Raw genomic sequence first — 19,898 nt, forward strand, 5'->3', positions numbered from 1 at the left:
AACCAGGTGGGGCTTAGCTTTTTTTACCGATGAGTTCCGACAATTTCTCCTGATAAGCTTCCGCAGCATTTGTATATTGTATTATAGGATAATGCCTGTTCCCATTCGTTTGATTCAGCTTTAATTATATACTGCTGGAATATAAAATAAAGCTGTTGAAAGCAGTGTTTGAATGTGCTGATATTATATTGAAATTCAGTAATTTAGCTATATTAGCTTGCGCTTGTGTTTCAGGTTAATAATTTCCGGCTATTGAGGCGTGCAGGAGGAATATTACCAGATATAATGCAGATAAGCCGATTAAACTTCCGTTTAGCTAGATGTTAGGCGAATTTTGTCCTCAAACTTATGAAATCAAAGTATGTTTTAATTGTAACGTTTTTTATCACTCTATTATACGCCGATAAAGCGAAGCCTCAGTCGATACAAAACAGCAACCGACTCCAGGCTGATAATAGGGAAACATATATCATTAAAAATGTGAACATCATCCCGATGACTATAGAAAATACAGTCATCAGTAATGCAAAGGTTGTAATCAGTAACAACAAAATAATATCCATCAACGGCAAGATGCCAAACAAAGCAAAAGTTATTGATGGTACTGGTAAATGGTTAATACCTGGCCTTGTAGATATGCATGTGCACAATCTCGCTGATGTAAACTTTAGCAACAGCTATCCAACAAAAGGTGCCACAATTTTCACAGACACACAAGATTTTATGATGCTGTATGTGGCTAATGGCGTAACCACTGCATTTGAATTAAGTGCCAGAGTTGAACACTTTGGGCAGAGAAATGAAATAATAAAAGGTACTGTTGCAGGACCCCGAATAGCTTTAGCCACATTAATTGACGGCGGTGAAGGATCTGGCAATATAGCTAACAATGCTGAAGAAGGTCGACAGACAGTTCGAATAGCAAAGGTACAAGGTTATGAGTTTATCAAAGTTTATGGTCATTTGAATGTAGAAACTTTTAAAGCAATTGTCGATGAAGCGCTAAAACAAAGAATGAAAGTCATTGGCCACATCCCACTTTCCTTTGAAGGAAGAGTTCAGGAAGCTTTTATTCCTCATTATGATATGGTGGCTCATGCGGAGGAATTTGCAAGGCTTAGCAAAAATTACAATTATGAAGATGCTGTGTACTTTGCGAAGCTTGCTAAACAAAACAATACATGGTTTTCTCCCACATTAATTACAATGTCATGGATTGCAAAACAAACCCGTTCCCTAGATAGCTTACGAAGCCTGTCAAGCCTACAATATGTACTCCCTTTAATGCAAAGCAAGTGGCTCAGTTATAATGCATATAACAGGGAAAGCAGCCCCGAAAGAATTGCATATTTTGACCGATTGGTAAACTTTAACAATATGCTTGTGAAAGCTTTTAAAGCAGAGGGCGTTCCTATTGTCGCCGGAACGGATGCAGGTACCTCTGGGGTAATTTGGGGCTTTGCGCTGCATGATGAACTAGCGTTATTGGTAAATGCGGGTCTCACTCCTGAGGAAGCATTGGCATCTGCGACGCGTTTGCCAGCTACATGGCTTGAAATTGAGGACAAGATAGGAACTGTTGAAACTGGAAAGTTTGCAGACTTGATATTACTTAATGCAAACCCATTGGTAGATATCAGAAACACGAAGAATATTGCAGGCGTGTTTATCAATGGCAAATGGTTTAGCAAAGCAAACATTGATAAGAACCTATCCAAAATTGCACAGAAGAATAAGTTAAATAAAAGCAAGTTTGATTGGAACAAAAGAAAAATGTACTAACAAAACTTCGCCTAACACGGTATTCTTAACCCTCGCTATGCTTTGAGCTTCGGCTACACAAATCTGTTGTGGGAAATAATAATTGATGAAAAGAGGTAAACTGATTAAACTAAAGCCAGGGTTACCTTATGAAGCTATTATAATTTTAATATTATTTCCAATCGCTATAATTTTATGCCTCTGGCAGTGCAGCATCAAAGGTGAATGGACTATTTATTGATAGCTTCTGGGGCATTGATTGCATTTCGCTTCTTTAGTTAGCTATACAATGTTAGTTTCAAGAAATTTAAAATTGCAGGCGGAGTACTAACTCACTTTTGTTAACTAGCTCAAGTTATACCCTTATGTTAATTTAATCACTAGTATTAATAAACGGCGATAGTAAGATGAAAATTAGCTTTAGACGTGAGTGACGTTTGTTTCTACTAAAAAGAGTGGCAATTTTTGCTAGGTTGATTTAAAAGCTTACCATAGATTATCCATCATCCCAATAAATCTGATTAAAGATCTAAAAACATTGCTGATTATACTTATTAATAAATGTAATAAGGATTTCTGACCTGTCTCCCCCCATTCTTAAAGCATGATCCCATAGCAGCTAAACCTCTTTGGAGTAGGTTCGGTTATGTAGTTTTTTGATCTAAATTAAAACCTTAAGAACCCGCTTATTTCAGCAAAATAGTACTTTTTTGTTTCTTAAGTAACAAAAAAGTACTAAAAAAATCCTCCTTATTACTTTCTTTATTTTATCCTTTTTATAAACTAATACTGGTTTCACTTTCCTGCACGCAACGTGTTCTGACAGAAAACTTATTTCCTAACCATATGAACATCAACAGCAATTAAGTATTTACCGCAAGCGAAATATTGCTTAATATGTAGCCCATACCTTTTGTAGGAACGTAAAAAATTAGGAAGGTATCGTAAAGGATATCATTTATTTTACTGCTGTGTTTAAGAACCACGTTCAAGCAACCAGAACTTGTCCAAAATAAAGCCGGTGTGCTTTTGGAGTTTTTCCTCTTGTTTGACCCATCCAGATCACCCTTTCTTGTTCAACCCACCCTTAAACTTTTATTAAGCGAAGGCTTAAAAACCCTCCTGCTTGATGCTATTTACTTGTTTGTTTCATTTTAATAACACGCCTATGTTAGCAATGAACTTTCGCGGGCCCTATCAAATCAGGGCAGACCGTAACCGGCCGGAGCCGGAAATCAAGCATCCCATGGATGCCATTGTCCGGGTCACCCGATCCTTGATCTGTGGATCGGACCTGCACCTGTACCATGGCTTGGTGCCGGACACCCGTGTGGGCATGACCTTTGGCCATGAATTTACAGGTATAGTAGAAGAAGTTGGATCCGGGGTAAAAAAACTGAAGGTAGGCGACCATGTACTGGTGCCCTTCAACATTGCCTGCGGTTCCTGTCCGCATTGCAAGCAGGAACTTTATGGCAACTGCCATGAGGCAAATGCTGAAGCCACGGCCGTCGGTGGCTTTTTTGGCTATGCCCACACGGGGGGAGGCTATGATGGGGGACAGGCAGAATACGTTCGGGTACCCTACGCCGATGTGAGCCCCACCGTAATCCCGGAAGGTATGGATCCGGAAAACGCCGTGCTCCTGACTGATGTGGTGCCCACCGGCTACCAGGCTGCAGAGCAGGGTGGCATCCAGAAAGGTGATACCGTAGTAGTGTTTGGCGCCGGCCCGGTTGGTCTTTTGGCAGCCCGCTTTTCCTGGTTTTTCGGCGCCGGAAGAGTCATCGTAATTGATGAATTAGAATACCGCCTGGAGTTTGCCCGCAAGTTTGCTTTTGCCGAGGCTTATAACTTCAGGGAAATGGATGACCCGGTGGTATTCTTGAAAAAGGCCACCGATTATTTTGGGGCTGACGTGTGTATTGATGCGGTGGGCTGCGATGCCACCGGCAGTGCCTTTCAAAACATTACCGGTAAGGGACTGCTGCTGCAGGCTGGCAATGCCACCGCCTTTCACTGGGCTGTTAACTCCGTTAAAAAAGGCGGTATCGTGTCCATCATTGGTGTATATGGTCCGCCCTGGAACCTCGTTCCCCTCGGCAGTATCATGAATAAAGGCATTACCATAAGGGGCAACCAGGCCTCGGTAAAACGGCTGTTGCCCAAAATGATAGATCACATCATGAGCGGCAGGATCAATCCAAAGGAAATCATTACACACCGTTTTCCACTGGAAGAAATACCGGATGCCTACCGCATGTTTTCCAAAAAAATGGACAACATCATCAAACCATTATTAATCCCACCAAGAGCCAACGCTTAAAACCTTTTTATCATGAAAGATGCATTAGAAAACAGAATAGAGGAGTTCCAGGATCGGGTAATTGCCAAACGCAATATGGCACGCGCCAAAGATATACCCGGCTGGGGCATGGATGCAGATCCGGAAAACGATCCTGCTTACCCCATGAAACATACCAATGGTGCGGACCACCAGCGTTTCGATTACGAAAAGCCCCCCCAGCAGCCGCTGGACATGGAGGTCTTTCATTCCATAGAGCGACCCGGTGTTACCCGTGTATTTGGTACTTCTACACCGCCTGCAGGCCTGAGTGGCGCTATCCGCCGCTATGCCTATAAGTACAGCGAAGCCACCGCTACGCACTGGATGACGCTCATATTGGCTGACCGGGTAGATGTGATCCAGGGAAAACTCAATGATCTAAAACACGGCGTTCTCCCTAATCCCTGGGTAGAGCGGGGCTGGAATGCTGAATGGAAGTATAACCGCTCGGCTTTTATCGGGAAGGCAGCTACTACGGCTTTGCTTATAACTGCCGGTATCATGCTGCTGTCAAAGAAAAACAGCAGTAAGCAACATTCAAGAGAATGGTAGCATAAAATGTATCAACCCAAGAGGCGGCAAAGGCCGAACAACTTTTGGGTTGATACATTTTATGCTACCATCTATTTTAGTTGATACATTTTATGCTACCATCTATTTTAAAGGAGAGCCAGGCATTAAAACAGGAGAATTATGCCGGGAAAAGGCGCTGGGCCTAGCCGCATTAATTTTTTGCTTGTGGAGCATACCTGCCAGCACGAAACAGCGTGCCTCCGAAGGATGAGAAAATTTCAGCGTTGCATAAATCACTAATTACTGGCCCTTCTTTTTTATCACCTTCTCACAGATTTTAAGTCAAACTAAATTTAAAACACTATGGCTAACGCATTTAAAACTTTCATTCCTCCTAATCCAAAGAAATCTGGCAGGCAGAGGCAAGCAAAAGGCTTTACCAATATAGGGACGACTGGCAGAGTATTATCTGTTTTGGGTGGTGCGGCTTTGGCATATTACGGATGGAGCAGAAAACAATCCCCTCTCGGAAAAAGCTTAACCACAGCGGGCGGTTACCTGGTGCTACGGGGAGCTTCTGGTTTCTGCCCGGTTAATGAGGCCCTGCACATAGATACGGCTCATTCTAAGACCGAAGGGTTTGAAGTCACTTCAAGCGTTACCATACTTAAGCCTCGTCAGGAGGTATATCAATTCTGGCGCAAGCTCGAAAACTTGCCCAAGTTTATGCAATACCTGGAAGATGTGAGGCAGACAGGTCACAGGCGCTCGCACTGGGTAGCCAAGGTTCCCAAAAATATTATCTCCAAAGAGAAACTCAGCACCGTGGAGTGGGATGCCGAAATAGACCGGGAGGAAGAAAATAGCCTGATAGCCTGGCGCTCCCTGCCTGGTTCTGAAATTGAAAATTCCGGTGAAGTCCGTTTTACGGATGCTCCCGCAAACCGGGGTACCGTGGTGCAAGCTACCATTGCGTACCATCCGCCGGCAGGAGCTGCCGGGAAGCTAGCCGCCAAATTGCTGAATCCGGCATTTAAGGAATTGGTAAAACAAGACCTTCGCCGTTTTAAGCGTCTGCTGGAAGCAGGAGAAATTCCGACCATTATTGGCCAACCCTCTGGTCGCAAAAATGAGAACTACTAAAAATATATTTTCTAATATTAAATACTAAGCTATGAAAGCAATCTGCTGGGAAGGAATTAACAAAGTGAGTACTGAGCGCGTGCCCGATCCTACTATATTAAACCCTCGTGACGCAATTGTGCGCGTTTTTTTATCGTCGGTTTGCGGCTCTGATTTGCACCTGCTGGGTGGCTATATACCCGCCATGCGTTCCGGCGATATTATAGGGCACGAGTTTATGGGCGAAATAGTAGAAGTTGGGCCGGAAGTAAAAAAACTGAAGAAAGGTGACCGGGTGGTGGTGTGCTCTGTTTTAGCTTGTGGCGGATGTGAGTTCTGTCACCGGGAGGAGTACTCGTTGTGCGATAACTCGAATGCTGAACCCGAATGGACTGAGAAAGCTTATGGCTACCCGGTAGCAGGCATTTTTGGCTATTCACACGCTTTGGGAGGTTATGCCGGCAGCCATGCCGAATATACCCGTGTTCCCTTTGCCGAAAATACTTGTTTTAAGGTGCCGGACGGGATAAGTAACGAATCTGCCTTATTTACCTCCGATGCTTTTCCTACCGGGTATATGGCCGCCGATTTTGCAGGCATTGAACCGGGCGATACCGTGGTGGTGTGGGGCTGTGGCGGGGTTGGCCTAATGGCTATGCATAGCGCCTGGTTGCTGGGAGCCGGCCGGGTAATCGCTATTGACCAATATCCGTACCGGCTGGAGCAAGCTCGCACCAGGGCAAAGGCCGAAGTACTGAACTTTAGAGAAGTAGATGTATTGGAAGCCTTGAAAGAAATGACCGGTGGTCGTGGTCCGGACCGCTGTATTGATTGCGTGGGCATGGAAGCCAACAGCACCGGAGTTGAAAAGGTGTATGATTACGCCAAGCAATATGCCCGCTTGCAGAGTGATAGACCTGCCGTACTCCGGCAGGCCATTATGGCGTGCCGCAAAGGCGGAACGGTATCAATTATTGGAGTATACGGTGGACTTATTGATAAATTCCCAATGGGACCGGCCATGAATAAGGGCCTGACTTTCCGGATGGGCCAGCAATTCGGCCAACGATACATTCCTACACTACTGGATATTGTAGCCCGCGGAGAAGTAGACCCAGCCTATTTGCTCACTCACAAATTATCTTTGGATAAGGGACAGGAAGGGTATATGATGTTCAAAGAAAAAGCAAATAATAATATGCGTTCGGTATTTGCTCCGGCCGGATAATTAAATTGAGGAATTCAAAGTTTAAGCGATCTAATCTCCAAGTGGGTAAGATAAAAGTGTTGCGTTACCATTTTTATCTTAACCGCTTGGATTAATTTTTTAACCTTCCCGTTACAGGCAAATTTACCAAGTGAGTTGTACATTTAAAATTATCCAATTATGAGTACCAGCAGCAATCAACTTGAACAAGTTTTTATAGACGACACCTACCAAATAACGGGTGTGGCAGTATCAAAAGATGGACGTGTATTTACGTGTTACCCGCTATGGCCAGGTCCGCACAAGTGGGATGTTGTTGAAGTTATTGGACCTAATGAATCAAGGCCTTACCCGGATGAAGAGTGGAACAATTGGAAGGAAGGTGACGACGGAAAGAATAAGTGGGTTTGTGTGCAGGCGGTGTATGTAGATGAGGAGAATTACCTGTGGGTGGTGGACCCTGCCTGCCCTAAGATGGAACAAGTTTATGATAATAGTTTTAAGCTGGTAAAGTTCAACCTGGCTACCAATAGCATAGAAGAAGTGTACAGGTTTGATGGCGTATTAAGCAACAAAAGCTATATCAACGATGTGCGGGTCGATACCCGTAGAAGAGTAGCTTATTTATCGAACTCCAATGAAGGGGGAATCGTGGTGGTTAATCTTGAAACGGGAAAAAGCAGGGAGTTACTGCGCGATCATCATTCGGTAAAACACGACCCTTCCTTTAAACTGATAGTGGATGGGAAAGAATTTAAAAAGGATGGTAAACCGGTACATCTCCAATCAGATGGTATTGCTTTAACACCGGATGGCGAGTGGCTGTATTACAAACCGCTCACCGATAATAAACTGTACCGCATTCGAACAGAATTTCTGCGTGATGAAGTATTGCCTGAAGATGAGCGGGAGGCTGCGGTAGAAGATCTGGGAAGTTTTTCGGTTACTGATGGGATGATCTTTGACAAAAGAGGCAACCTGTATCAGGGAGATTACCCTAACTACAAAATGGTAAAAATAACGCCTTCGCATAAGCAGGAAGATATAGTGGCAGACGAAAGGCTGATCTGGCCGGATAGTTATTCCATTTCGGAGGATGATTATTTATACATCAGCTGCTCCCAAATCAATAAGCAACCCGAATACAATGAAGGCGAAAATAAAAGAACAACACCTTATGCCATTTACCGGATGAAGTTGCCTGCCACTTAATACACAACATTCTCTGGCACTTTACCCGGTTTTAATAAAGTATGTTCAATAAATAATTTTTTTAAATCAATCCCAGCCCTACCTTATTGATTATTTAAGAGAAAATTAAAACATTATTTAATATTAATATAATAAGTACGTTTTTTGTACAGCCGTATTTTGAGGCTGTACATTGTACTTGAGCTGATATATCCTTATAAATTTAAGAGACAAGTACCCCTTGTCTGTGAGTAGTGCCAGAAGCTCCTGGTGAAAATGAACCTAGAACATGATAATTCCTTTAAAACTGAAGGCTTACATGAAAGATTCCTGCACATCCGATAGCATGGAGATTGTTATAATAAAGCCTGAGCTTCTCTGCTCCGGGAAAGCTGTTACTACCCCAACACAACTAAAAATAATTTACTTGTCCTCAGGTACATTGTCCATATTTATTCATAATTTCATAATCATAAATTGCCTATGTATGATTGATAGATAAATTGAAATTATTCAATATCTATACTACATTTCTTATATTTTTGTTCTTTCGAGTAACAGCTGGAGGTTTAAGTGAAAAAAGGCTTTTTTGAGAAGTTGGTTCAGCTATCGCCCGATATGATCTGTTCCTTCGACCGGCAGGGATGTTTCTTATTTGTAAGTAACGCCTGCAAGGATATAATGGGCTATGAAAACAGGGAGCTGGTGGGACTGCCGGTTATAGATTTTGTACATCCTGAAGACCGCTCCAAAATCTCCAGTGTCCTTAAAGATCTTCCTCAGGGAGAGACAACCGTCAATTTTAAATACCGCTTTATCCACAAAAGCGGGCACCCGTTGCACCTGCTATGGTCGGCTACCTGGTCGGAAGAGGACGAGGCGGCCCTCTGCGTCGTACGGGTGGCCCCGGAGCATCCTGCGGTAGGGCAAAGGCTGAGAGAGGAGCAGCACCAGGCCTTGGTGGAGCACAGCTCCGACACCATTGCCTTACTGGATGAGGCAGGCAACTACCTCTACTTATGCAACTCTATCCGGAAAACGCTCGGTTTTGCACCTGAAGAAGTCATGGGTAAGAATGCATTTGACGGGGTTCACCCGGAGGATCTGCCAAAGGTAAAGGAGTCCTGGTTAGAACTGGGTTCAAAAGACCATGTTCAGATATCGGATTACCGCTTCAGAAAGGCCGACGGAAACTGGATATGGTTTGAGACCATTGTCAGCAACCAACTCAGCAACCCTGCCATCCGGGCAATGGTCGTTAACGCCCGTAATATTACCGAGCGTAAAATCAGCGAACTGCAGTTGGTGGAAAGCGAGCAACGCTTCCGCTCCCTCTTTGACAACAACCCGGACATGATCCTGGTCGAGGACCGGGAAGGCGTGATCCTGGATATAAACGCTGCCGGAGGTGTTTTCGAGGGAATCCCAAGGGAGAAGATCCTCAACCGCCATTTTTCGGAATTTCTCCCTACCGAAGCGGTAACTGTCAGCATGAAGCACCATCTGGATACGCTAAGCGGTAAAACATGCCGATTTAAGTTAGAGATAGCTTGTCTCAGCCAGTCTTATAAAGTTTATGACATTCTGAAAGTCCCGATTCATGTGAACGGTAAGATAACAGGAGTATACACTCTTGTGAAGGATATTACCGCCATTACTCAGTATCACAACACGGTAGTGGAGCAGGCCAAGAAGCTAAACACCATTTTTGAGAGCATCACCGATGCGTTCTTTACCCTAAGTAGGGATTGGCACTTCACCTACATCAACAGCGAGTATGACAGGATATTAGAAACGAATCGGGAAAAGCTGCTGGGCAAGAACATATGGGAAGTGTATGATGAAGAGATATTTAAAACCTTTTACCAGCAGTACCATTATGCCGTTGAAACGGGAAAGTCCGTCCATTTTGAAGCTTACCTTGAAAGAAAGGATGTATGGCTGGAAGTAAAGGCCTTTCCCTCCACAGAGGGCCTGTCGGTTTATTTTAGTGACGTAACGGAGAAGGTAAGGTCAAAGCAGGAGCTCGAAAAGCTATCGCTGGTGGCAAGTAAAACTACCAACGGTATTTATATAACTGATGCCCAAGGTTTTGTTGAGTGGGTAAACGAGGGCTTCACCAGGCTCACAGGCTATATTCTTCCCGAAGTGAAAGGCAAAAGGTGTAGTTCATTTATGCAAGAGCCCGGCACAGACAAAGCTTTGGCGAGGCGTATCTTAGAAAAAATTAAGCAAAGGGAGCCCTTTGAAGAAGAAGTTCTGAGCTATAAAAAGTCGGGAGAGAGGATATGGGTTTCTAAAAATATCACCCCTGTGCTGGATGATACGGGTCAGGTGAGTCGGTACATTGTTATTCAAAATGATGTGACGGCCCGAAGAGAGGCTGAGGAGGCGCAGTTAGAGTTAACCAAAGACCTTGACAAGCAATACCGGGACCTGCAGCAGTTCACCTATATTGTCTCTCATAACCTCCGTGCACCTGTTGCAAACGCACTAGGATATACACAACTGCTATTCAGGGTAGACAACAATTCCGAGTTATATGACATATCTCTAAAAAACCTGAAAACCAGTATTATCAATTTGGATATGGTTTTAAAAGACCTGAACCAGATTTTATCTATCCGGGATAACAAAGACACCATTGAGAAAGAGAAAATCAACATCAGGCTTATATGCCAGCAGGCAGTGGACAGTCTTCAGGAATCGTTGCAGGCGTGTGGTGGCGAAGTTTTCTTAAATATAGGAAAAGAGACCCTCCTGCCAGGCAATAAAGCTTATTTTTATAGTATTTTCTATAATCTTCTGTCTAATGCCATTAAATACCGCTCTCCAGAACGTGCCTTGAAAATTAACATCAAGTACGCTTGCGACGCTAGCCAAAATGTTGTCCTTACCTTTTCTGATAATGGATCGGGATTCAACATGGAGAAAGCAGGCGAAAACGTCTTTAAGCTTTATAAGAGGTTCCACAGGACTGTTGAAGGGAGGGGGATCGGGCTGTTTCTGGTTAAATCTCATGTTGAAGCGATGGGTGGGCATATTGAGGTAAGCAGTCAGGAGAACATAGGCACCAAGTTTTCAATCTATTTGCAGTAACACCTCTTGAAAATATTTCTGATTGACGATGATGAGTTAAGCCTCTTTCTGACACAACACTCGCTGATTCTGGAGGGATTCAAAGACATGCGGACTTTTCTGTCGGCGGAAGCGGCTAACAGTGTGTTTATAAAATTTTGACGGGAGCTAAAGTGTTCAACTTTAGATCGCTATTTTGCTTTTGTGGTTACTTGAAGCTGACGCTTTTCAATTGCAAAATTTCATAAGCACATTAAAGTTAATTAAATTGAAAAACAGATAAGATGCCTTTTACCTTCTCCCATCCAGCAATTGTTTTACCATTGGCTCTACTTCCAAGAAGGTGTAAAAGCCTGTCTTATGCGTCTCATGCACGAACGCTTTGTGCGCGTGCTAAACTATAATATGAGCACTGTAGCAAGAATCAAAAAATAAGACTGCAGCTAAAGATGGGTATAAGAAGAAGGAAAAGCGAAGTAGGGTTTATAAAAACAACAGGCTGGTTTGCTATACCTGTTTTACTTTTACTAAGTATCTTTTTTCAGCAGGTACAGAAAGCAAAGTTGAAGTGAGATGCATTTGAATAAGAGAAAAAACATTCAAGGCGCCTAATAAAATGCAGCAGAGAGGCTCCTGTAGGCTGCCTCAGATTTTAGCCATTTATTTCAGAAGTTCTGACCCTGGCTTTGTACGCTATCCAGATTCAAATTATGAAATCGTGGATAAAGCTACTCACCTTTTCATTTCTCTTTGCGTAACATCAGTTAATAAATGAACGGGTACCATAGAACAGGTTTTTCTATAGTTGTCCGTTGAGGTGGCTTATAGCCAAACTTTCGATTTAAACGACTTTATAAAACGATGCATGCGATATCAGCCCATAGAGAATTACGGAATTATCGGTGACTTGAATACAGTGGCGTTGGTAGGGTTGAATGGTTCCATTGATTTCATGTGTTTCCCCAACTTTGATTCCCCCAGCATCTTTGCCGCTTTGCTAGACGTGGAGAAAGGCGGCAGCTTTCAGCTAAACCCCTTGTTTGAAGAGCAGAAGACCAAGCAGCTGTATCTGCCGGATACTAACGTGCTGCTCACCCGGTTCCTTTCACCAGATGGCGTGGGAGAGATCACCGATTTTATGCCGGTAGAGGAACTGTACAGTGGCAAAGAACTTATCAGACGGGTAACCTCTATACGGGGCGAAGTGACTTACCGGATGAGGTGCAAGCCACGCTTCGACTATGGCAGAAGCACTCATACCGTGGAGCAGATTTCTGAAACAGAAGTAATCTTTACCTGCACCGGCGACTCCACTGTACTGCGTTTGATGAGTTCAGTGCCTTTACAGGTGGATGGAGCTGATGTAGTGGCCGAATTTACGCTGAGCCCCACCCAAACCGCCGACTTTCTGCTGGAGCATGTTAAAAAGGGGCATATACAGGAAAGAGATTTTGAAGCCTACATAACCCAGAGCCTTTTTGAAACAGTAAACTACTGGAAGAACTGGATTGGGCAATCTACCTACACCGGCCGTTGGCTGGACATGGTAAACCGGTCGGCGCTGGTTCTAAAGCTGCTGACCTCGCACAACTACGGCTCTATTTTAGCGGCGCCCACCTTCAGCCTGCCGGAGAGCATTGGTGCCGCCCGTAATTTTGACTACCGCTTCACCTGGATCAGAGACGCCTCTTTTTCTATGTATGCCTTGATCCGGCTGGGATATGCCAAAGAAGCCGGGGCCTTTATGCACTGGGTGGAAAGGCTGTGCCAGGATATAAAAGGACAGAACCGATTGGGTATCATGTACTCCATTGACGGGCACAGGCAGTTGGAGGAAAAGGAGCTGACGCATTTTGAGGGATATAAGCAATCATCGCCGGTCAGGATTGGGAACGATGCCTACGGGCAATTGCAGCTTGATATTTACGGGGAACTGTTGGATTCTGTATACCTCTATGATAAGTATGGTGAGCCTATTTCCTATGACTTCTGGAAAGACCTTGAAAAACAGATTAACTGGCTGACAGATAATTGGCAGCAACCCGATGAGGGGATTTGGGAAGTGCGCGGTGGACGCAAAAATTTTCTTTATTCCCGCCTTCTGTGCTGGGTAGCCTTCGATCGCGCTATCAAAATTGCAGAAACCCGGTCGTTTCCGTTAAACAAGAGGTGGCGGGAAGAGCGGGACAAGATCTTTAACAGCATTTTCACTGAATTCTGGGATGATGAAAAGCAGGCGTTTATGCAATATCCGGGTGCTCTGACCGTAGATGCCTCTACGCTGCTTATGCCACTGGTTCGGTTTATCAGCCCCAAAGATCCTCGCTGGCTCTCTACCCTCAAAAGGATTGAAGAGGAATTGGTCTCTGATTCGCTGGTGTACCGCTACCGCCTGGATATGGCTGCCCCAGACGGATTTGTAAGCCATGAGGGCACCTTCTCCATGTGCTCCTTCTGGTATGTTGAATGCTTGTCCAGGTCTGGACAGCTGGAGAAGGCGCGGTTTTACTTTGAAAAAATGCTTGGGTATGCCAACCATCTGGGGCTGTATGCAGAGCAGTTGGGGTTCCAGGGGGAGCACCTGGGGAACTTTCCGCAGGCCTTCACGCACCTGGGCCTGATCAGTGCTGCCTATAACCTGAACAAACAACTCAACGACAGCCGTAATAAAAACGTCAACTATTAATAACCTATCATATAAAATATATCTGCATGTCAACACAAACAGCAAATCAAACAGTACTGGTCACTGGTGCCAGCTCCGGTATAGGGCAAGGCATTGCCATCGCCTTTGGGCAGAAAGAGGCCAATGTAATTGTAAATTACCACAGCGATGAAGATGGAGCCCGTCAGACCCTGGATGAAATTGAAAAAGGGGGCGGAAAAGGCTTTATCTGCAAGGCCGATGTGAGCAAAGAGGAAGATGTGGCCCGTATGTTTCAGGCAGCACTGGAGGCTTACGGAACTGTAGATGTGCTGGTGAGCAACGCCGGAATCCAGCAAGACAGTGCCTTTGCCGAGATGACGCTGGATCAATGGAACAAGGTGATGAATACCAACCTCACCGGCTATTTTTTATGCGCCCGCGAGGCCATCAAAATTTTCAATCAGAAAGGAGAAGCAGGCCCGGACGACAAAGCCAAGGGCAACATCATATTCATGAGTTCAGTGCATGACATTATTCCGTGGGCCGGTCATGTGAACTATGCTTCCTCTAAAGGCGGTATTCTAATGCTGATGAAGTCGTTGGCGCTGGAGGTAGCTCCTAAGAAGATACGCATCAATGCCATTTCGCCGGGAGCCATTGCCACAGATATCAACGAAGACGTCTGGAACGATGAGGAAAAGCGCAAAGAATTGTTAAAACTGATTCCGTACAAGCGTATCGGTAAGCCGGAAGATGTTGCCAAAGTAGCTGTTTGGCTGGCTTCTCCGGATAGTGATTATGTGACAGGTACAACTATTTACGTTGACGGCGGCATGACACTTTATCCGGGGTTTGTGAACAACGGGTAAGATTTATTAAAGAAGTAAAGAGGCTTTTTTAGCTGAGCAGAGAAATGCTGCTTGCAGAGTTCGTTTTGGAGTTGTTTTCTGAAAGCAGCTCCAAAACGGCTTCTTTTGTGTATACCTGGGAGGTACTAAATTTCTGGCAAAGAATTAATTGAAGCAGCTGTCTGCTTCACATCAGAACCTGGCAGTGCCAGTACAAAAAAAGGCATAGTAGAGGTTAAAATAAATTAGCAGCAAGCCTGTAAGCCGGGTTCTGTCGCATAGCCGAAGCTACACGTCTTATCATTTATCTAGGCCTGCACTCACGCACAGGCTCCATCGACCTACCCACTGACATCGGACGAGCAGCCCTTAGCCCTGCCGAAGCAAGGCGCTGACAGCCTATTTGGTCTTTCAACTCCTAAGGTTTACCCAGCTGGAACGGTCACCCGCCCACTGGTGCGCTCTTACCGCACCTTTTCACCCTTACCACTTTTGCAAGTGGCGGTAATTTTCTGTGGCACTAGCTGTAGCTGTTTCGTCGCCAAAACAGCCCCTTCCCGTTAGGAAGTAGGATGCTCTGCGTTGCCCGGACTTTCCTCTCCTCCCGAAAGAGCAGCGATAAGACGGCCTGCTGTTAATCTATTTCAATGCAAAAATAGGAGGTTTAGTTAAGAGTTAAAACAAAATGGGTTTAATAGGTTAAATACAACCCTCTAACCTCTTTAACTCGTCTCTCCCTAACTCCACTACCTTAGCCTTACCAGGGTGGCTCCGTAGCCAAATTTTTCTTTTTTGGCGTCTTCGAAATATTTGATACCAACGGTTTTGCTGAGAATTTTCTGAATCTCTTTACGAAGTACACCGTTGCCTGTGCCATGTATAAACACAATCTCATGCATATTGGATGCCATAGCTCTGTCCAAAGCATCCTGGAAATGCTCCAGCTGCTTTTTCAGCATGGCGCTGTTGCTCATGCCCTGGTAGTCTTCTGTTAGTTTTTCTATATGCAGGTCTACTTCATGTTCCGGAGCCTGAAGTTTATAATTATCTTTTGGGGCTGCTGTTTCAGCTAATTGCTCCTTTATCTTATCTGTGTCAACTACCGTAGGTTTCGTGTCCAGCTGGAACAGGTACGCCTCTTTGTTTAAGATGGGCGCTGTTTTTTTACTTTTATAAAAAGAGGCAGCTTTAAATTGCACCTTTTTGGTTACAGGCTCAAAAAGTGAGGGAGCACCATTTCTGTGTTGCAGGAACTGCACGACAATACTGGGCCATTTTTCAAAATCCTTCAGGTGATAATGCGTTATAACCCGGGTTGCTTTCGGGGCCAGTTTATCATTTTGTAGGCCGCGATAAATATTGTTGCGGTCTTCACCCGATGTAAACAATACATCATAATCAGTGTTGTTGACTACGGTGACTGCTAAAAGTTCTTCAGACTGGTGTACCAGCGCCAGGTAGATTCCCTTTGTGGCCAGTACAGGTGCTGCCGGTTCTTTTCTGGCAGCAGGCTGCGGTGCATCGTTACGCAAAAACTTTGCTTCTTCAGGAGCTATTACCACCACTTCCCGCCGGGCCACCGGAATAGTAAAGTCATTGTCGATGGCTACTTCTACAATATTGTTATCCAGTATCCTGGTGATAATGCCTTCTTCGCGTCCTGACATCAGGCGCACGCGATCTCCTACGTTCATAATTATCTTTTATGTTTAGGTAAGTCAGCTTTAATGGAGCTGAAGTTCATTCTGATTACAACATTACCTGTTGTGAAATACGTTCTAAGCCTCTGAAACTTTATCGGAGCTCAGCCAGGTATCAGGTAAAGCCATAGGCAAAGGTACAAGTATTCAAAGGATATAAAACGGCAATAACACCGCTTATGTAGCCGCAGCCGATATTAAAAATAGACAGAATGGAAACGAAAGCCTTTGCGGTTGCTATACTCCAGAGTCGGGGCAGGTACTTTAACAATGCTCAGGAAATACAGCATTGTGTTTATAACTTTGTTTTTGCCCTTAAAATGCATCAGGTTTATGTCAGGGCTCAGGTAAAACTGGCGGTAAGCCTGTAAGCCTAGTTCCTGGTTAAGAGGTTTTTCATTGTAAACTATTTCTTCTACTCCATAACCAACAGCTACATTCAACCACTTTGGGTAGGAGCTGGCATTCTTCAAAAAGGAACCTACATTAACAGAAGCCCAGTAAGTTTGCCCATTATAATCTTTAAGTACTTGCTCGGGCAGGTTTGTGCCTAATACCTTGGGGCGTAAAGCAGCGTAGCCGGTAGTATTAAAGGAGAATTTAGGCATAATCCGTATTTCACCCCAGGCTAGTTCCTGTGATATAACGGCTGCTGCTCCTAAAGAATTAGCTATCAGATCACCGGCAGAAGCGCCGTATTCAGCCTGAAACCCATCAAAAAACTCGATTGGTGCTTGTAGCACTATGCCCAATAAACCTCCATACAGAACGGCCTTCTTTTCCGGAACCCCTGCGCCACGTAATATTTCTATACCAGTGCGGCCAAAATGAAACGAACTGTAAAAATGCCCGGCCTTGTCTTGCTGCAACCAGTCTTTGTTATCGTTGAAGAAGTGAAAACCGGCATTACGCTGTTCTTTATACCATGCCTCATTTAAGGCAACGAGTGTGGCTGTGTACCCTACTGCCAATCCACTGCCCATTGCTAAGAGGCGTGGCTTGTTCACAGAATTCTCTTCTAAGGTTAGTGTATCAGCAGGAATAGGAACATTGCAAAAACCTGGCAACCGTAATAGAACAAAGCAGCAAAGTAAAACTGCAGAAAGATACTTTAAAAAAGGCATTTGCAATATTATATAAATGGGCTGAATCTCCAAAATCAGCTTCTGTCATAAAGTAAACCAGCTATTGCAGGCATATGTTCCAGGTATAGCTATTGTAAGAGGTGCAGAAAATGATTCTTAGACAGATTTAATATGTCTTTAATCTACTTTTAATGTAGCCGCTCTACCTTCGAATGATTCTGAAGGGAAGCTATACATGAAATACTTATTATTTATTGTTGCAGCACTTGCTTGTTTTACTACAACTGCCCAACATCACACACCCGATTCTACGCGCACAGACAGACCTGTTAAACTGGAGCACGCCGAACCGCTTTACATTGATTTAATCCGGGATCTGGGGGCGCATAAGGGGGAGAAGGAGTGGAACATAGGAGCTGGTATGACCGATAACCTGACCTACGACCGGTACAATTTCCTGGTGGAGTATGAGTGGGCGCCCATCGACAGGCTGGGGCTGGAGATTGAGGTGCCTTTTTCCTTGTACAGCCGGAATGTGAAAGACAGGAATCCAGCTACGAACCAGCCATCCGACCGGATTGAGTCGCTGAAACTGGCGGCGCAGTATACCTTTCTGGTGGCACCACAAATCAACACGTCCTTAGCACTCGGTAAAATCACGGAGTTTGAGTTTACCGATATAGATAAGATACGTGAGGATAGGCTGTTTAAGGGAATCCTGTTTAATCCGTTTTTTGTAGCAGCCAAACGTTGGGGCTCCGATTTTCATACGTTGATATACACAGGGCCCAGGTTGTTCAGGCACTTCGGGCACAGCGGTATAGAAACAGAGTATGAAATTAATACCAGCTTCCACTACATGATTCCGCATTCCCGCAATTTCGTAGGTATAGAGTTTAACAAGGAGTTTGTGCATGGCCGTTTCGATATGGTCATGCGGCCGCAAATGCGCCTCGTGATCCACGAGAACCTGATGGTAGGGATCGTGTCAGGTATACCTATCTCAAGAGAGAACGAGCGGCTGAGCTCTTTCGTGCGCCTGATCTATGAGCCGGGCAGCCGAAAGAACAGGCGTTATATGCATTAAGGAGCCATAGCCGCTATAGATTTTTTGTAAGCTTCCAATGCTCTGGAGCTCGCCTCCTTGTGTTGCAGCATTGGCTTCGGGTAAGCGGCTGTGCCATATTCCGGAACCCAGCGCTTAATATAAGTATAGTCTTTGTCGAACTTTGTTACCTGGCTGTCAGGGTTAAATATCCTGAAGTAGGGCTGCGCATCGGCTCCCGTACCTGCTGCCCATTGCCAGTTACCTGCATTACTGGCTAACTCATAGTCAAGTAGTTTCTCTGCAAAATAGGCTTCGCCCCAACGCCAGTCAATCAGCAGGTCTTTTATCAGAAAGCTAGCTACAACCATGCGCACGCGGTTGTGCATAAAGCCAGTGGCATTTAACTCGCGCATGCCTGCGTCAACCAGGGGGAAGCCCGTTGTGCCGTTGCACCATCTTTCAAACTCTTCTTCGTTATTGCGCCATTCTATGGCCCTGAACTTAGGATAAAAGCTTTCGGTGGCAGTAATCGGGAAGTGGTACAATAACTGCATAAAGAATTCCCGCCAGATCAGTTCCTGTAGCCACACCTGGTTGTGTGCTATAGCCTTTACAACAGCATCGCGCACACTAATCAAACCAAAGCGTAGGTATGGGCTGATGCGGGAGGTGGCATCCAGAGCGGGTATATTCCGGGTATCTTCGTAGGCGCGCAGCACATCGGCTGATAGGCGAGGGGCAGGCACTTGCATAGCAGACGGAGCAAAACCCATTTCTGAAAGCGAAGGAAGTGCCGTTGCAGTATGCGGCAGCAGTTGGTGCAGGTTATCTTTGCTCGGAATGGGAGCTACCAGGTCTGCGGCAAAGCGTTGCAGCCAGGCCTTTTTATAAGGAGTATAAATTTTGTACGGGCTACCTGTTTTGGAAAGAATCTCTTCCTGCTCAAATATTACCTGATCCTTAAACGTATAGAAACCGACTCCTTTAGCGGAGAGCAGGTCTTCTACAGCGGTATCCCTGGTGCGTGCATAAGGTTCGTAGTCGCGGTTGGTATACACTGCTGTAATGTTGTACTGCCGGCAAAGAGAGCTCAGGATTTCTTCAGGCAGCCCGTATTGTACCAGCAGCGTACTGCCCATTGCATGCAGTTGCTCTTGTAGCGCGGCAACGGTTTGGTGGATAAAGTTTACCCGTGCATCTGTCTTGTCGGAAAGTTTGTCCAGTATATCCTTATCAAAAATGAAGAGTGGGAGTACAGGCGTTCCACTTGTTAAGGCACGGTGAAAGCCGGTATTGTCGTGCAGGCGCAGGTCGCGGCGAAACCAGAAAAGGGTAATCTTTTTCAAAGCAG

At 44.9% G+C, this 19,898-nt stretch carries 15 protein-coding genes and 1 other RNA gene; 12 read left to right on the forward strand and 4 right to left on the reverse strand.

Features of this window, described 5'->3' with window-relative positions:
- Positions 1 to 348 precede the first annotated feature (348 nt).
- From C1N53_RS01850 to C1N53_RS01895, 11 genes are all read left to right on the forward strand, one after another.
- Positions 349 to 1,782: an amidohydrolase family protein gene (locus tag C1N53_RS01850; protein ID WP_137757706.1), complete on the forward strand. Its 1,434-nt coding sequence runs from the start codon at positions 349 to 351 to the stop codon at positions 1,780 to 1,782.
- A gap of 1,147 nt (positions 1,783 to 2,929) precedes the next feature.
- The gene (locus C1N53_RS01855) at positions 2,930 to 4,087 is read left to right on the forward strand and encodes a zinc-dependent alcohol dehydrogenase (protein ID WP_137757707.1); all 1,158 of its coding nucleotides are present in this window, start codon (positions 2,930 to 2,932) and stop codon (positions 4,085 to 4,087) included.
- A gap of 12 nt (positions 4,088 to 4,099) precedes the next feature.
- Positions 4,100 to 4,660 carry a hypothetical protein gene (locus C1N53_RS01860; protein ID WP_137757708.1) on the forward strand — a complete coding sequence of 187 codons (561 nt, stop codon included), beginning with the start codon at positions 4,100 to 4,102 and terminating at the stop codon, positions 4,658 to 4,660.
- A 324-nt stretch (positions 4,661 to 4,984) separates the two neighbouring features.
- Positions 4,985 to 5,764 (forward strand): YgaP-like transmembrane domain, encoded by a 780-nt coding sequence (locus tag C1N53_RS01865; RefSeq protein WP_137757709.1) that lies wholly within the window; start codon positions 4,985 to 4,987, stop codon positions 5,762 to 5,764.
- 31 nt (positions 5,765 to 5,795) lie between these two features.
- Positions 5,796 to 6,971, forward strand: coding sequence for a zinc-dependent alcohol dehydrogenase (locus C1N53_RS01870; RefSeq protein ID WP_137757710.1), 1,176 nt, complete (start codon positions 5,796 to 5,798; stop codon positions 6,969 to 6,971).
- Positions 6,972 to 7,130: 159 nt separating this feature from the next.
- Positions 7,131 to 8,162, forward strand: a complete 1,032-nt coding sequence (locus C1N53_RS01875) for an L-dopachrome tautomerase-related protein (protein WP_137757711.1) — start codon at positions 7,131 to 7,133, stop codon at positions 8,160 to 8,162.
- A gap of 552 nt (positions 8,163 to 8,714) precedes the next feature.
- Positions 8,715 to 11,240 (forward strand): PAS domain S-box protein, encoded by a 2,526-nt coding sequence (locus C1N53_RS01880; protein WP_137757712.1) that lies wholly within the window; start codon positions 8,715 to 8,717, stop codon positions 11,238 to 11,240.
- A gap of 6 nt (positions 11,241 to 11,246) precedes the next feature.
- Entirely contained in the window at positions 11,247 to 11,381 is a 135-nt protein-coding gene (locus tag C1N53_RS22865; protein WP_256377483.1) for a hypothetical protein, read from the forward strand.
- 122 nt (positions 11,382 to 11,503) lie between these two features.
- Positions 11,504 to 11,623, forward strand: a complete 120-nt coding sequence (locus C1N53_RS22960) for a DUF4184 family protein (RefSeq protein ID WP_137757713.1) — start codon at positions 11,504 to 11,506, stop codon at positions 11,621 to 11,623.
- 461 nt (positions 11,624 to 12,084) lie between these two features.
- Positions 12,085 to 13,905, forward strand: a complete 1,821-nt coding sequence (locus C1N53_RS01890) for a glycoside hydrolase family 15 protein (protein WP_137757714.1) — start codon at positions 12,085 to 12,087, stop codon at positions 13,903 to 13,905.
- Between the two features lie 26 nt (positions 13,906 to 13,931).
- A complete protein-coding gene (locus C1N53_RS01895) occupies positions 13,932 to 14,735 on the forward strand; it encodes an SDR family oxidoreductase (RefSeq protein ID WP_137757715.1) in 804 nt (267 codons plus the stop codon).
- 223 nt (positions 14,736 to 14,958) lie between these two features.
- Here the strand turns inward: C1N53_RS01895 and rnpB are convergent.
- The 3 genes from rnpB to C1N53_RS01910 form a co-directional block, all read right to left on the reverse strand.
- Positions 14,959 to 15,349: RNase P RNA component class A (gene rnpB / locus C1N53_RS01900), an RNA gene on the reverse strand.
- A gap of 111 nt (positions 15,350 to 15,460) precedes the next feature.
- Positions 15,461 to 16,408, reverse strand: a complete 948-nt coding sequence (locus C1N53_RS01905; RefSeq protein ID WP_137757716.1) for a Smr/MutS family protein — start codon at positions 16,406 to 16,408, stop codon at positions 15,461 to 15,463.
- 203 nt (positions 16,409 to 16,611) lie between these two features.
- Positions 16,612 to 17,421: a DUF2279 domain-containing protein gene (locus C1N53_RS01910; protein WP_240773354.1), complete on the reverse strand. Its 810-nt coding sequence runs from the start codon at positions 17,419 to 17,421 to the stop codon at positions 16,612 to 16,614.
- Positions 17,422 to 17,734: 313 nt separating this feature from the next.
- On the opposite strand from C1N53_RS01910, the gene C1N53_RS01915 reads away from it, so the two are divergent.
- Positions 17,735 to 18,586, forward strand: coding sequence for an HAEPLYID family protein (locus tag C1N53_RS01915; RefSeq protein WP_137757718.1), 852 nt, complete (start codon positions 17,735 to 17,737; stop codon positions 18,584 to 18,586).
- Here the strand turns inward: C1N53_RS01915 and C1N53_RS01920 are convergent.
- Positions 18,583 to 19,893, reverse strand: coding sequence for a deoxyribodipyrimidine photo-lyase (locus C1N53_RS01920; RefSeq protein ID WP_137757719.1), 1,311 nt, complete (start codon positions 19,891 to 19,893; stop codon positions 18,583 to 18,585). The genes C1N53_RS01915 and C1N53_RS01920 overlap by 4 nt on opposite strands.
- Positions 19,894 to 19,898 lie beyond the last annotated feature (5 nt).

This window comes from Pontibacter sp. SGAir0037, assembly GCF_005491705.1.
Taxonomy (GTDB): Bacteria; Bacteroidota; Bacteroidia; order Cytophagales; family Hymenobacteraceae; genus Pontibacter.

Excerpts from the sequence above, each read along its gene's own strand:
- C1N53_RS01870 (WP_137757710.1), top strand. The coding sequence starts at position 5,796 with ATGAAAGCAATCTGCTGGGAAGGAATTAACAAAGTGAGTACTGAGCGC.
- C1N53_RS01865 (WP_137757709.1), top strand. The coding sequence starts at position 4,985 with ATGGCTAACGCATTTAAAACTTTCATTCCTCCTAATCCAAAGAAATCT.
- C1N53_RS01860 (WP_137757708.1), top strand. The coding sequence starts at position 4,100 with ATGAAAGATGCATTAGAAAACAGAATAGAGGAGTTCCAGGATCGGGTA.
- C1N53_RS01855 (WP_137757707.1), top strand. The coding sequence starts at position 2,930 with ATGTTAGCAATGAACTTTCGCGGGCCCTATCAAATCAGGGCAGACCGT.
- C1N53_RS01895 (WP_137757715.1), top strand. The coding sequence starts at position 13,932 with ATGTCAACACAAACAGCAAATCAAACAGTACTGGTCACTGGTGCCAGC.
- C1N53_RS01850 (WP_137757706.1), top strand. The coding sequence starts at position 349 with ATGAAATCAAAGTATGTTTTAATTGTAACGTTTTTTATCACTCTATTA.
- C1N53_RS01905 (WP_137757716.1), bottom strand. The coding sequence starts at position 16,408 with ATGAACGTAGGAGATCGCGTGCGCCTGATGTCAGGACGCGAAGAAGGC.
- C1N53_RS01875 (WP_137757711.1), top strand. The coding sequence starts at position 7,131 with ATGAGTACCAGCAGCAATCAACTTGAACAAGTTTTTATAGACGACACC.
- C1N53_RS01890 (WP_137757714.1), top strand. The coding sequence starts at position 12,085 with ATGCGATATCAGCCCATAGAGAATTACGGAATTATCGGTGACTTGAAT.
- C1N53_RS22960 (WP_137757713.1), top strand. The coding sequence starts at position 11,504 with ATGCCTTTTACCTTCTCCCATCCAGCAATTGTTTTACCATTGGCTCTA.
- C1N53_RS01915 (WP_137757718.1), top strand. The coding sequence starts at position 17,735 with ATGAAATACTTATTATTTATTGTTGCAGCACTTGCTTGTTTTACTACA.